At 66.2% G+C, this 13,765-nt stretch carries 10 protein-coding genes and 2 pseudogenes; 5 read left to right on the forward strand and 7 right to left on the reverse strand.

Annotated elements, in window-relative coordinates; all coding sequences use genetic code 11:
* Positions 1 to 22: 22 nt before the first annotated feature.
* Positions 23 to 1,201: a DUF6498-containing protein gene (locus AOZ13_RS07145; protein ID WP_020221143.1), complete on the reverse strand. Its 1,179-nt coding sequence runs from the start codon at positions 1,199 to 1,201 to the stop codon at positions 23 to 25.
* A gap of 211 nt (positions 1,202 to 1,412) precedes the next feature.
* Complete coding sequence (locus AOZ13_RS07150) at positions 1,413 to 2,600, reverse strand: hypothetical protein (RefSeq protein WP_020221142.1); 1,188 nt, start codon at positions 2,598 to 2,600, stop codon at positions 1,413 to 1,415.
* A gap of 55 nt (positions 2,601 to 2,655) precedes the next feature.
* On the opposite strand from AOZ13_RS07150, the gene AOZ13_RS07155 reads away from it, so the two are divergent.
* The 3 genes from AOZ13_RS07155 to AOZ13_RS07170 all read left to right on the forward strand — a co-directional run bounded on the left by AOZ13_RS07155 (position 2,656) and on the right by AOZ13_RS07170 (position 6,070).
* The gene (locus AOZ13_RS07155) at positions 2,656 to 3,177 is read left to right on the forward strand and encodes a hypothetical protein (RefSeq protein ID WP_021780201.1); all 522 of its coding nucleotides are present in this window, start codon (positions 2,656 to 2,658) and stop codon (positions 3,175 to 3,177) included.
* 302 nt (positions 3,178 to 3,479) lie between these two features.
* Entirely contained in the window at positions 3,480 to 4,658 is a 1,179-nt protein-coding gene (locus AOZ13_RS07165) for a thiolase domain-containing protein (protein ID WP_021780202.1), read from the forward strand.
* Positions 4,655 to 6,070, forward strand: a complete 1,416-nt coding sequence (locus AOZ13_RS07170) for an OB-fold domain-containing protein (protein ID WP_021780203.1) — start codon at positions 4,655 to 4,657, stop codon at positions 6,068 to 6,070. The genes AOZ13_RS07165 and AOZ13_RS07170 overlap by 4 nt, the downstream gene beginning before the upstream one ends.
* 1 nt (position 6,071) lies before the next feature.
* Here AOZ13_RS07170 and AOZ13_RS07175 read toward each other — a convergent pair whose 3' ends face one another.
* Entirely contained in the window at positions 6,072 to 7,049 is a 978-nt protein-coding gene (locus tag AOZ13_RS07175) for an MBL fold metallo-hydrolase (RefSeq protein WP_020221529.1), read from the reverse strand.
* A gap of 140 nt (positions 7,050 to 7,189) precedes the next feature.
* On the opposite strand from AOZ13_RS07175, the gene AOZ13_RS07180 reads away from it, so the two are divergent.
* A complete protein-coding gene (locus AOZ13_RS07180) occupies positions 7,190 to 7,960 on the forward strand; it encodes an IclR family transcriptional regulator (protein ID WP_020221528.1) in 771 nt (256 codons plus the stop codon).
* Here AOZ13_RS07180 and AOZ13_RS07185 read toward each other — a convergent pair.
* The 4 genes and pseudogenes from AOZ13_RS07185 to AOZ13_RS07200 all read right to left on the reverse strand — a co-directional run bounded on the left by AOZ13_RS07185 (position 7,957) and on the right by AOZ13_RS07200 (position 12,369).
* Positions 7,957 to 8,919: an electron transfer flavoprotein subunit alpha/FixB family protein gene (locus AOZ13_RS07185; protein WP_020221527.1), complete on the reverse strand. Its 963-nt coding sequence runs from the start codon at positions 8,917 to 8,919 to the stop codon at positions 7,957 to 7,959. The two genes, AOZ13_RS07180 and AOZ13_RS07185, sit on opposite strands and share 4 nt — an antisense overlap.
* A pseudogene (locus AOZ13_RS07190) lies at positions 8,916 to 9,703 on the reverse strand (electron transfer flavoprotein subunit beta/FixA family protein). The gene AOZ13_RS07185 and the pseudogene AOZ13_RS07190 overlap by 4 nt, the downstream one beginning before the upstream one ends.
* 258 nt (positions 9,704 to 9,961) lie before the next feature.
* Complete coding sequence (locus AOZ13_RS07195) at positions 9,962 to 11,209, reverse strand: CaiB/BaiF CoA transferase family protein (protein ID WP_020221525.1); 1,248 nt, start codon at positions 11,207 to 11,209, stop codon at positions 9,962 to 9,964.
* Positions 11,206 to 12,369 carry an acyl-CoA dehydrogenase family protein gene (locus AOZ13_RS07200; RefSeq protein ID WP_020221524.1) on the reverse strand — a complete coding sequence of 388 codons (1,164 nt, stop codon included), beginning with the start codon at positions 12,367 to 12,369 and terminating at the stop codon, positions 11,206 to 11,208. Before AOZ13_RS07200 ends, AOZ13_RS07195 begins: the two co-directional genes overlap by 4 nt.
* A 149-nt stretch (positions 12,370 to 12,518) precedes the next feature.
* Between AOZ13_RS07200 and AOZ13_RS07205 the strand changes: the two are divergent.
* Positions 12,519 to 13,765 (forward strand): annotated as a pseudogene (locus AOZ13_RS07205) (hypothetical protein); the annotation flags it as partial.

Raw genomic sequence — 13,765 nt, forward strand, 5'->3', positions numbered from 1 at the left:
ACTGACCCGGCGCGCAGCGAGTTCAGCCTGCATCCTCGCCGTCGAGCAGTCTCGCAGCCGACTCGACGTCCCCGAAGTACCCCAGCCTGTGGGTCTCCCCCCCGGCGGAACTGAGCTTGAGCGTGTCGTACCACTCGGGCAGCACCGCGGCGAAGAGGTCCGAGGACGCGGTCACCTCCGCTATCTCGTCGCGGCGAACCGACCACTGCGCCGCATCCGTCAACTCGTTGTGGGCGACGACCGCGTCCGGGTAGACGTGATAGACGACGTGTGCGCCGACCACCCACCCGACCACGAGTTCGACGAGCACCCGGCAGCCTACGACCGCCGCGACGCCGGCCGCGGCGCCGACGACGCGGCCGTACGGCGCGCCGAGCATCTCTCCGCCGACGAGCAGCCCGACCAGCCCGCCGAGCAGAACGGGGAATAGCATCAGCCCCAGCACAGAGGCGAGGACTCCGCTGACCACCGCGGCCGCGACCGTGCCGCGACGGTCGCTCTCGAACGACGCGACTGGCTCGCCGTCGGGAGTCTGGACCGGCCGCTCGTCCCCGACGGTCTCACCGCTGAACACCGTCGATTCGATCCACCCTGGGTGGTGGAGTTCGACGAGGTCGAAGCCGACCCTCGCGGCGACGACTGCGAGCCCGAGCCCGGCGCGGCCGACGCCCGCGGCCTCCGCGCCATCGATTGCGAGCGGTGCGACGACCGCGAGGACGAACACGGGCGCCAGATACGTCCGGGTACTGCCGCTGGTAGCGGCCGTCGACTCGTACCCCCCCGACCGCAGCCAGCTCAAGAACCGAGCCGTCTGGTCGACCACGACGGCGAGGACGGCCAGCGCGAGCGTCTCCGGTGGCGCGAACTCACCGACGAACGGCTCGACGGCACCGGTCAGTAGCAGTCCGGCGAGCGGCCAGAAGGCCGCGATTGGAATCAACGCCAGTAGCACGTACGGCCCGTTCCGCGGGTACACCGGCGGGAGCCAGCTTCCCGGCCGGACGCCTCCGCGGACGTCCGCGAGCGATTCGAGGGGGAACGGCATTCTCGTTCCGCGCGGCCTGTACGCCTCCGACGGCGGTAGCTCGGCGAACAAGGATTGGAGGGCGCCTCGACCGGCCGCGACCCCCGCTTCGACCCAGTACACGAATAGCAGGAGCTGTGGCCCCCACTCGAAGCGGAGGACGCCCGCGGCCAGCACCGCGGCGACTAGTGCCACCCGATACGATCTCCGATTCATGTTGAAATGATCTCTCACTCTGGTAAAGATACTTGCTTCCTTCGCCGGATGTTCGCCCGTGCTCGGGACGTGGACTCAACAGTGACCGCAGTTGCTGGGTCGCGATGGGCGTCGCGCTCCCGAGACGGATCGACGGGGTGAGGGAGGTCTGGCTGTGAGCGCGGCTACTCCGTTAGCACACCGACCATCCTGTCGGCTCGTTCGCCGCCGAACACAGCTCTCTGGCGTCCGGGAGCGCCGCGACCGCCAGCGAGCAGAGCGCCCCCAACGCGATCGTACAGGGGGCGGCCCCGAGACCGAGGTTCCACCAGTTCGTCCCGGCGCAGAAGGCGCTGACACCGAACCCACAGATGCCGACGTCCAGCGCCAGCCGAACCACGGTGATGCAGCTCCCGTAGGACCAGTCGCCGTCGCCGAACTCGGCGAACGCGTCGCTCGTGGCGACCGAGACGACCGAATCGTAACCGGTCCGGCGGACCTTCCACAGGAGCTTCCCGAGGTCCACGTCGCTCCACCTCGCCACGTCGTACACGTACTTCGTGTTGATGAACTCCGTCGCTAGGTCTTGGACCGCTGTGATCGAGTTGCAGACGATCTGCCCGCTGGAGATCGCGAGATCGTTCTGGTCGACGCCCGACTCCTCGATGACCGTCTGCAACATGCTCTCCCCGAGTCCGGCGATCGTGTCGGCGACGCTCGTCAACCCGTCCCAGATGTCCCCGAGGAGGTCGGACGCGTCGTCGATCAGTCCCTGCGTGGTCACGGAACCACCCGCGGACCGGAGCCGCTCCTCGGGGACGTCGTACTCCTGTGTGGTCGTCTCCACGGACGCGGTCTGGACGCTCGCGCCATCGGCCAACTGCAGGGACTCGCTGGTGACCTTCGACGTGGTATCGCAGCTCGTCTTCCACTCGTAGACCGTCTCGACGTGTGCTATCTCTCCCGAGCGCCGGTTCCGGGAGATGGTTATCGTCGCCTCGTCGCCCCTGGAGAGGTCGGTGAGGTAGTGGACGGTCGAATCGTTCGGCTCGTCGCCCGTCGTGTTGGAGACGAGATACACGCCGTCTACGTCGTGACGGACCCGTCCGTCGGCTTCGGACGCAGCGCGTCGGAACGCCTCGGTCCGCTCGGCGACCGCAGCAGCTTGGAGGCGCGCCGACGCCGCAGCGTCCGGATACCGCTCGGAGTCGAACGCCGCGGTGACGCCGCCGACGCCCACGCTCGTCACCTCCCCCATGAACTTGATGCGTTCCGTGGTGCCCGCTGCGACGGTCGTCGTGAGTGACTCGTGGACCGCATCGTCGTAGAGGATTGCGTCCGTCGCGTCGACGGTGAACTCGACCGCGCCGTCGCCCGACACGGCGGGAGCGACCGCCGGCGGGGATGAGACCGGACCGGTCGGTGAAGCAGGTGACTTGGAGGCGTTCTTCCTGCGCCACGGCGTTCTCGAGCCCTGTCAGGCCGGCGACGACCTGCAGCTCACCGACGAGTTCGAGACCCCGTGGGCAGCCGAAGCGACGTCCCGCGCGAACTCGGAGATTACGCCGGAGGCGGTCGCTGATGCGTTCGGAGTCGCTCCGGAAGCCAACGAAATCGACCTTGAGACTCGTGGCGAGACCCAGGTTCTCGAATCCGAATCGAACTCCCTCGGCCAGTGGCCGTCTCGGGCTGCACTCGCCGCGGACGTCGCCGCCAGTAACTTGCTCTCCTCACGAATCCCGCAGTGGCGCCGATTCGATTCGGAGACGAGGGGCCGAATTCTGAATGGGCTGCGGATGTTCCTCGAAACGTGTCCGTCCACGGGCGGCGGTGTTCAGCTGAACGAGGATGTCGTCGAGTCGTGTTGCAGCTCGCATAGGGTGCTCGCTGTCACCTGCGAGGACACGGACGAACGACTCTTCGAGCACCACCCGCCGTCGAGCGACAGCCGGGGTTGATCACTGTGGCCTGTGAGTAACCGGCACAATGCCCACGATATAGATCAGTCTCGATTTCGATTCAGAACAGACGAATCGAACGGAAGCCACGCATCAATTCCATCCTCCGAGGTTGTGCCGTCGGTAGGTTCGGCAGATAGTCGACGCTGGCGCGGACGTTCTCTTGGAGGGTACCCACATTGGTCCCCATGATGACTGTCAACTCCTCTACTACGATCCCACCGACGGCGGTCCACGACCGCTGGCGCATCTGCGACGATTCGGGACGCAGATTTTTGTGACTCCGCGGCGTGAGTAGAGCCATGAGTGATGTTTATATCGTGGGAGCGGGCCAGTCGCCGTTCGGCTCGTTTCCCGGAGAGTCGTATCGTTCGCTGTTCGAGACCGCATATGACCGGGCATTGGAGAGCGTCGACCGAGACCTCAACTCCGACCAGATCGACGAGGCGTACCTCGGAACGCTCGGCGTCGGCGGCCGTCAGATCGGACTGAGTGCGCCCGCCGTCACCGAACACGTCGGCCTGCACGGAATTCCCACCACTCGCGTCGAGAACGCCTGCGCGGCCAGCGGCTACGCGCTCCGGAACGCCGTCGCAGCCGTCGAGTCAGGGATGGCTGACCTCGTGCTTGCGGGCGGCTACGAGGTCATGACTGACGCAAGTTCCGACCACACGAAGTGGTGGCTTGGCGTCTCCGGCGAGACTGAGTGGGAGCGTCTCTCTGGCACGACGTTCGCCGGCGTCTACGCCCAGATGGCCTCCGCCTACCTTGACGCCTACGACGCGACTGTGGACGATCTCTCCCGGGTCGCCGTCAAGAACCACGCGAACGGCGCCCACAACCCGAACGCCCACCTCGGCTTCGAGTGCTCGCTGGAAGACGCCTCGAACGCCCAGACTGTCGCCGATCCTCTCACCCTCTACCACTGTTGTCCGACGACAGATGGCGCGAGCGCGGTCCTCGTCGCGAGTGAGGATGTCGCCTCTGATCTGTCAGAGACGCCTGTCCACGTTGCAGGATCCGGAGCCGCTTCCGGCGCCGTCGGCCTCTTCCAGCGTGACTCGCTCACCTCCATCCCCGCGACCCGGACTGCCGCCGAACGCGCCTACGAGATGGCGGATATCGGCCCCAACGACGTCGATTTCGCCGAAGTACACGACTGTTTCGCAATCGCGGAACTCCTTGCCTATGAGGACCTTGGCTTCTGCGAGCGCGGCGAGGCGCCCGAACTCCTCCGCGAGGGAGTTACCAACCCGGATGGTGATCTCCCCATCAACACCTCGGGCGGCCTGAAGAGCAAGGGGCACCCGATCGGTGCGACCGGTGCCGGACAGATCGTTGAGGCCTTCGAGCAACTGCGCGGCGACGCGCACGTCCAGGTGGAGGGTGCCGAGCGCGGAGTCACGCACAACGTCGGCGGGAGCGGGGGCGGTGTCGCCGTCCACGTCCTCGAACGCGGCTTCCGGGGTGAGTCGGCATGAGCCGCGGGGTCGCTGCCGCGGGCGTCCACGTTCCCCGCTTCCGCCTCGCTACTGCCGAGTCCGCCGACGCTTGGGACGACGACCACGCCGGCGGCGTCGAACGCAAGGCGGTCCCTGCGGCCGACGAGGACTCCGTCACGATGGCTATCGCGGCCGCATCCGATGCGATAGATCGCGCCGATGTCGACCACGACGCCCTCAGGTTCGTCGGTCTCGCCACGACGACGCCACCGCTCGCCGAGAGCAAACTCGCGCCCCGGGTCGTCCGCGCGCTCGCCCTTCCCGCGGACGCCCGGACCGCGACCGAGACGGCGAGTCCGACCGCTGGCCTCGACGTCCTCGACCGCGCGCTCGCCGCTGACGGCCCCGCTCTCGCGGTCGCCGCGGACGCACCCGAGGGCGACCCGGCGGATGCCGACCATCGCATGGGCGCCGCCGCCGTCGCCTTCCTCGTTACTGACGACGCGCCCGTTGAGCACGCGAACACGGCGTCGCACGCTGACGAGTACCCCGGGATCCGCTACCGCAAACGCGGCTCGACCGAGGTCAACGCGCTCGGCGTGACGAGCTACGAGCGCGGGGCGGTCCGCGAGAGCGTTAGCCGCGTCGTCGAGGGCCTTGACGCCGATCCTGAGGAAATCGGGGGCGCGGCGCTCCACCAGCCGAACACCGGTCTCCCCTACCGCGTCTGCGGCGACCTCCCGCAGGCTGCAGTCGCCAGCGGTACGGTTGTTGACCGCGTGGGCGACGCGGGCGCCGCGACCGTCCCGTTCGGCCTCGTGCGCGCCCTTCAGGTCGCCGACGGAGGGGAGACAACGCTCGCGGTTGACTTCGGCGGCGGCGGGGCGGCACTCGGCCTCGCGTTCGCGGGGTCGCTCGATGCCGCGCCGAATGTCGACGCCGCCCTCGACAGCGGCGTCGAGGTGTCCTACGAGCGCTATCTGCGCGAACGGGGGTACGTCGTGGATGGGGCCGTCGCGGGTGGCGGCGCGCACGTCAGCCTCCCGTCGTGGCGGCGGTCGCTCGACGGCCGCTACCGCCTCGTGGCGGGACGATGTCCCGAGTGCGGCGGCCTGACGTTCCCCGCGGAGGGAGCCTGCGGAATGTGCTACGACTGCGTCGACTTCGCCCGCGTTGAACTCCCACGCGAGGGCGTCGTTGAGGCCGCAACCGTCATCGGGCAGGGTGGCGCGCCGCCCGAATTCATCTCCCAGCAGGACCGTGACGGCCCGTACGCCGTCGCTGTCGTCCGCTTCACACTAGATGGTGCGGACGTGACGCTCCCGATGCAGGTAACCGACTGCGACCCGGATCACGTTGAGGTCGGCGACGCCGTCCGCGCGACCGTCCGTCGGGTCTACACCGACGAGGGGATCCCCCGCTACGGCGCGAAGGTCACGCCAACGGAGTGACTCAGAGGTTGGGGAAGAGCGGGTCGAGGTCGGGGTCGGTCTCGACGAGGGAGTAGACGCCGTCCTCTGCGGCGACGACATCGTGCGTTTCGAGGTGTTCGAGATGCGCGTGGGCCTCGCCGGGCCCGTGGAGGATGTGGATGCTTGAGAGGTCGCCGAAGAGGTCGTGGCTGACCACCCACGGGGTCGCGGGCCCGCGTTCGCGGAGGACGTCAAGGACGTTCTCGGTGCGTTCGCGGTGATGGTCGGCGATGGTACGGGCGCGACCGACCGTGTCGTCGATCCGGTCGCGGTGGCCCGGCCACGCCACGTCTGGCGCCGTCGCGGCGACCCGTTCGAGGCTCCCGAGATAGGCGGCGAGCGCGCCGTTGAGGCGGACGTCCGCACCACCGATGTTCGGCGTGTACTTCGGGAGGAGGATATCGCCCGCGTAGAGGGCTTTCCCATCGGCCCTCACGTAGCCGACGTGGCCCGCGGTGTGCCCCGGAAGGTGACGCACGCGGAGGTCGACGTCGCCCGCGCGGACGGTGTCACCGTCCGACACCGATTCGACATCCGTGGCACCCGCCATTAGGTCGGTCTCGGTGTCGAGGACGGCGCGGAGTTCCGTGCGAGCGTCCACTGGCATCCCCCACGCCTCGAAGCGGGCCTCCTGTGCGTCTCGAAGTGCCCGGTAGGCCTCTTGACCGCTCTCGACGAGGGGGGCGTCCACCTCGTGACAGTAGACGGTCGCGCCGCTCTCGCGCTGGACCCACGCAGCGAGGCCCGCGTGGTCGCCGTGGTAATGCGTGAGGAGGACCTGTTCAACGTCCGTGACGGCGTGGCCGGCGTCCGCGAGACCTGCAGCGAGTTGCTCGCGTATCTCCAGGTCGTCGAACCCGACGTCGACGAGAGTCAGCGGACCGTCACCATCCTCTCCGAGGAGGTACACCGTGTTGTCGCCCTCGAATACCGTGTTATGGAGACCGATGACGTGCACGGCCTACGTATCAGCGCCGACTGACACGAATCTGTCGGTCGTCCCGTTCGCGTCCCTCCCAGCGGCCGGTCGGTTTCGGATCGTCGAACCACGAGCCCGACATGCGAAATGTTAATGTTGGTTGTTGAGTATCTTCTCGTATGGCCGATGGGGACGAACGGGCGGAGGGCGTATCGACGACGCGGAAATCGTTCGAGATTTTGGAGTTACTCCGTGACACCGACGGTGCGACGCTCGCGGAGATACGGGAGGCAACGGGGCTTGCGAAGAGCACCGTTTACCGGCATCTAAAGACGCTCTACGACATGAGATACGTCGTCGACGACGACGGTGTCTACCGGCTCTCATTGAAATTCCTCCAGTTGAGCGAACCGCCGCGGATCCGCGAGGAGGCCTACCTCGTCGCAAAGCAGAAGGTGATCGAACTCGCGCAGGAGACACGCGAGCGCGCGCTCTTCCTCGTTGAGGAGCGCTTCGACGGAGTCTACGTCCATCGCGCGGGCGGACAGAATCCCCTGCATAGCGATACGATGATCGGCGTCCGGCGCCCCCTCCACGCACTCGCCGCTGGGAAAGCAATCCTCTCGGAGTGGTCGGACGAGCGCGTCGACGAGTACGTCCGCGAGACTGGGCTCCCACGGCTCACCGAGACGACAATCACCGAACGCGACGTACTCTTCGGCGAACTCGCGGAGATCCGCGAGCGCGGGTTCGCGCTCAACGAGGGCGAACACATGGAGGGCCTTCGATCGGCAGGTGTCTCCGTCTACAACGAGCGGGGCGACCCGATTGGTGCGTTCAGCGTCTTCGGCCCAACTGGGCGCGTCACTAAGGAGGACCTCGAGACGACCTATCCCCGCCTTCTGGAGGAGAAAGCCCAGGAGTTGAAGATCGACCTGACCTACGACTAGTCGAACTGCTCGGTCAGGGCGGGGACGACCTCGAAGAGGTCGCCGACGATCCCGTAGTCGGAGATGTCGAAGATCGGCGCGTTCGGGTCCGTGTTTATCGCGATGATCATGTCCGCGTTCTTCATCCCGGCGACGTGCTGGACGGCGCCCGAGATACCAATCGCGAGGTAGACTGTCGGCGTGACGGTCTTCCCGGACTGGCCGACTTGCCGGCCCTTCTCCAGCCAGCCGTTGTCGACGATTGGTCGCGAAGCGGAGATTGTACCGCCCGTTGCGTCCGCGAGGTCCTCAATGAGTTCGAGGTTCTCCTCCTCCTCGATCCCGCGACCGATTGAGATGAGGAAGTCAGCCTCCGTAATGTCAACATCGCCCGTGTCGACGGCCTCGTACCCCTCGACGGTGGAGCCGAGCGCGTCGAGATCGAGGTTGAGGTCATGCGCGACGACTTCCGGGTCGGATGTTCCCGACGCGGGCTCGAACTCGCCGGGACGGACGGTGACGGCGAACGGGCCGTCGGCGATGGAGATGACTGTCTCGACCTTCGATCCGTACATCTCGCGGTGGACGGCGAGGCCGTCGTCGGTGACGTCGACTTCGACGGCATCCGTGACAACCGGTCGGTCGAGCGATTCGGCGACCGCGGGTGCGTAGTCCATCCCGTCCACGCTGTTCGGCAGGAGGAGCTGGGTCGGCGCGAGGTCGTTGACGAGCGCTTCGACGGCGGCGACGTAGACATCGTGGTTGAACTCATCGCCCGCGGCGACAGTATGGACCGCGTCGACGCCGTCGACAGAGAGTTCGTCGGCGTACGCGTCGACATCGCCGCTGACGACGGCGACGTGGAGATCACCGCCCGTGGCGTCCGCAAGCGCGCGACCCGCACTCGCGAGTTCGAGGCTGACGTCGCGGAGTTCGCCCTGCCGGTGCTCGGTGACTGCGAGGACGTCGCCGTCGCTCATTCCGTGACCACCCCCACGTCGCGAAGGACATCAGCGAGTTGCGCAGCCTGCTCTTCGGCATCGCCTTCGAGGTATTCGGCCTCGCTCTCGGACTCGGGGACGAACATCTCCGTGAGTTCGAGGCGACTCGTTACGTCTCGACGCCGATGTCGGTCGGCGTCTTCGGCGCAATCTCCTTCGACTGGGCCTGCCGGATGCCGCGCAGGCTCGCGTAGCGTGGCTCATTGATACCGGTCTGGATCGTGAAGACGGCGGGGAGGTCAACCGTGAGGCGCTCCTGTAAGCCGCCTTCAAGTTCACGGTTGACGCGCGCTTCGCCCGCGTCGGCGTTCACGTCGAGGTCGCTGACGACAGCCGCCCACTCATACCCGAGGCGCTCGGCGAGTGCGACCCCGGTCGCGCCGAAGCTGTCGTCGCTCGCCTGCACCCCGCTGAGGACGAGGTCGGCGTCCTCGTCCTCGGCGACGGCGGCGAGGAGGTGTGCCTTCGTGGAGACGTCGAGGAGATCCTGTCCGGCGAGCGCGTCGTCCCAGACGCGGACGGCGCGGTCGACGCCCTTCGCGAGGGCCTTTCGGATCGTTTCGTCGGCGCGCTCGGGACCAATGGTGACGCCAACGACTTCGTCGGCGATACCGGCCTCGGCGAGCTGGACGCCGGTCTCAACGGCGTAGTCGTCCCACTCGTTGAGGTCGTACTCGACGTACGTCTCGTCGATCCCGTCATCGTCGACGGCGAAGTCGTCGGCGATGTCCGCGCTCTCCTTGACCGTCACGAGGACTTTCATCACTGCACGCTATCGCATAGCAAATGATAAAGATTCCGAACCCACCAAAGGACGGGTGCGCGTCTCGTTCGTCGCCTCACCGGCCGCCTCGACGATAGGGACAGGTCTGGTTCGATAGTCCGGAACGAACGCATACACTTTACGGGAATATAGCTGTCATTGGCGGGCAGAAACTTAGTTTGTTCCGGATATAAAAACCATATTCCCGAAAATAGGGATTGGTGGGCGACTATCGATCCGTATATCGGAATCGTTCCGTCAGCCGTCGTCTGGTGGATCGCCGAGGACGCCCTCCTCGTAGAGCGTCGCCACTGACGACGCGTCGTAGCCGTGCTCGCCGAGCACTTCCGCGGTGTGCTCACCTAATCGTGGCGGGTACCGGCGTATCGTCGTCGGCGTCCGCGAGAAGTGCATCGGGCTTCCCGGCATCTCCACTTCGCCCGCCGTCGGATGCTCGACCGACCGGTGCATCCTGCGGGCCCGGATCTGGGGGTGCGAGAAGATGTCCTCCATGTCGTTCACGTCGTTCGCGGGCACATCGTGGGTGTCGAAACGCTCCAGCCACGTCTCGGTCGACACCGTTGCGAGCGTCTCCGCGAGTATTTCGTCCAGCGCCTCGCGGTGCTCCACGCGGTCCGCGTTCGTCTCGAAGCGCGGATCCGCCGTGAGGTCCGGTCGGTTAATGGCCTCGCAGAACCGGGGCCAGATGTGCTCGGACGCCACCGCGACGACGACATAACCGTCCGCTGTCTCGAACGCTTGGTAGGGCGCAATCGTCGGGTGCTTGCTCCCGAGGCGACCCGGACTCTCACCCGTTGCGAAGTAGCTCGATGACTGATAGGTCATCCACGCGGCCTGTCCGTCGAGGAGGCTCACGTCTATCTTCTGCCCTGTCCCGTCGCCGACCTCGCGTTCGAGGAGCGCCGCGAGCGTCGCCTGCGTCGCGTACATCGCCGCACCGATGTCTGCGAGCGCAACTCCGACGCGCACGGGCGCACCATCCTCCACGCCCGTAATCGACATCAGGCCGCCCTCCGCCTGCATCATGATGTCGTAGGCTGGTTGATCCTTGTCCGGTCCCCACTCGCCGTACCCCGAGAGCGCGACGTAGACGAGGTCAGGATTCGACTCCACAAGGTCCGGATAGTCGAGACCCCATTCCGCCATTTTGCCGACGCGGAAGTTCTCCACGAGCACGTCTGCGTCCGCAGCTAGGTCGCGGAACACGCCACGGCCCGCCTCCCGGGAGAGATCAAGCGTCACCGACCGCTTGTTCCGGTTCACGCTCATGTAGTAGGCGCTCTCCTCAGCGTCGCCGTAGCGTGGCGGGTGCCACGCGCGCGTCTGGTCGCCCGATCCCGGGCGTTCGACCTTGATCACGTCCGCGCCGAGATCTCCAAGCTGCATCGTGCAGAACGGTCCGACGAGGACGCGACTCGCGTCGAGGACTGTGACTCCGTCGAGCGGTCCTGCATCGTCGTCCGAATGCTCGGCCTCACCGGTCATTTGTAGGCAGCGATCCCCGTCAGATCCTCTCCGAGGACGAGCGAGTGGATGTCGTGGGTGCCCTCGTATGTGTAGACGGTCTCGATGTTCGCGAGGTGGCGCATCGGCGAGTAGTCCGTCGTGATCCCGTTTCCACCGAGCATCTCGCGGGCGGTCCGGCTCACGCGACGCGCCATTCGGACGTTGTTCCGCTTCGCCATCGATACCTGCTGGGGGCGGAGGTCGCCGCGCTCCTTTAGCTCCGCGAGGCGGTGCGCAAGCAACTCGGCGAGCGAGATCCGCGTCGCCATCTCCGCGATCTTCTCCTGTTGCATCTGGAAGCCCGCGATCGGCTTCCCGAACTGCTCGCGGTCGGTCGCGTACTCGACGGCCTGCTCGAAGGCGTCCTTCGCCGCGCCGACCGCGCCCCACGCGATCCCGTAGCGCGCCTGTGTTAGGCACGAGAGCGGGCCCTTCATCCCCGAGACCTCTGGAAGGACGTTCTCCGCGGGAATACGTGCATCCGAGAGTGCGATCCCGCCCGTGATCGATGCGCGCAACGAGAGTTTCTCCTTGATCTCGTTCGTGGAGACGCCGTCACGCTCTGTCTCCACGAGGAATCCGCGGACCGGGGAGTCCTCTGAGGAGACGTCGCGCGCCCAGACAACCGCAACATCCGCGATCGGCGAGTTCGTGATCCACGTCTTGTTCCCGTTCAGAATATACTCGTCGCCGTCCCGCTCCGCGCGCGTTTCCATCTCGCTCGGGTTCGACCCGTGGTTCGGTTCGGTCAGCCCGAAGCAGCCGACCGCCTCGCCGCTCCCGAGTTTCGGGAGCCACGTCTCCTTTTGCTCCTCGTTCCCGTAAGCGTGGATCGGGTACATCACGAGTGCGCCCTGTACACTCGCCATCGAGCGCATCCCCGAGTCGCAGGCCTCCAATTCCTCCATCAACAGGCCGTACGCGCGCTCGCCGAGACCGAGCGAACCGTATCCCTCGAGATTCGGTCCGTAGAACCCGAGTTCGCCCATTTCGGGTATCTTCTCGATCGGGAACGTTCCCTCGACGAAGTGCTCGCCGATGTCCGGCCGTATCTCCTCGTCGAGGAACTCGCGTGCGGTGTCGCGAACCATCCGCTCCTCTTCAGTGAGGTCATCGCCGAGTCCGAGGTAGTCCAACATCACGTAGGGAGTTCCCACACTGGAGACGTAAAGATACCGCCACAGCGGTGACGCGTCCCATCGACGTCCCGACGATTGCCCGCTACTGTCGCGATCAGTCACGAACAATCGGGGGAAGATTGATGGGAGAGAGGTGTGTCCGCGGAGACGTGGACGTCACAGACATCGAACGCGTCGACCTTGACGTCGCGTCCCGTCTCGTCCAGCCGGCTGAATACTCGCGCGAGGAGTTCGTCGACGCCTATCAGCAGGGGCATCTTCAGTACGAGTTCAGCGAGGACGAGCAGTACGCGCTCACCGATGAGGGGACAGTTGAGGCGCCCGACGTCGATGTGACTGCGGACAGCGTGGTGTCCGTCGACGGGACGGCGCTTGAACTCGCCACTGTGGACGACGCGCCGATTGAGAAGCCGTCCGTGACCGAGGACGGGACGATTCTCGCGCGGCCGTCGACCGATGCGGTGTCTCCGTATGGTGTTCGGTGGCAGGGTGCGGCGACGCGGAAGAAAGACTGGATGACGTCGCTCACGCCGTTCACCGACGGCGAGGACGAGGAGTCACTCTCGGCAGTCAACCAGCCGGGCGCGGCGCTCGCGTCCCTCATCGACCACGTGAACGACGCCACAGAACCACTCGCGTTCCAGGTCGTCTTCCAGCGGCGCGAGAACTGGCAGTCCGACGCCGACCTCCGCAAGGAAGACTTGATTGATGGGCGAGACACGTGGTCACAGCGATTCATCGGCGACCTCCTCGAGTTCGAGGAGTACGAACGCGATGAGCGCGAGTTGAGCGATATCGTTGAGCGGCGGCTCAACGCGATCGAGGCGACGAGCCCCCAGCGCTCGTTCACCGCCAACATCCGAGCGGTCGGCATCCCGACCAGCGACGACGGCCAAGAATCGTTGGACGAGCGGCTGTCGTCGCTTGCGCCCGTCTTCGACCCGCTCGACGGCCCCTTCTACGACGTCGAATCTGAGCGAGTGCGTTCGAGCGGCTTCCGTGCCGCGAAGAAGGAAAAGAATGCGCGCAAGGCACTCCAGCGACTCCTCGATCGCGAAATCGTGACTGGGCGCGGAAAGACCCGGCCGGACTTCGTGCTGAGCGGGCGCGAACTCGCGAACTTCCTGCTCGTCCCCTCCTCCGAACAGCTCTCAATCGAGGGGTCACGGGGAACGCGTGCGGAGCAGCAGAGTCGGAATCCGCTTCCACGACCGAATCCGGATCTTCGCGAGCAGTTCCGCGACGGCATGGCAATCGGCTACGCCTTGGACGAGACCGGCCAGCCAGAAGACGAACCGATCCGGATCCCGCCGGATCTGCTCACCACTCACTACGGACGCTTCGCCTCAACTGGCGCCGGGAAGTCGAAGGCCATCATCAACGACGCGCTCTCCCT

Source organism: Halarchaeum acidiphilum MH1-52-1 (assembly GCF_000474235.1).
GTDB classification, from domain to species: domain Archaea; phylum Halobacteriota; class Halobacteria; order Halobacteriales; family Halobacteriaceae; genus Halarchaeum; species Halarchaeum acidiphilum.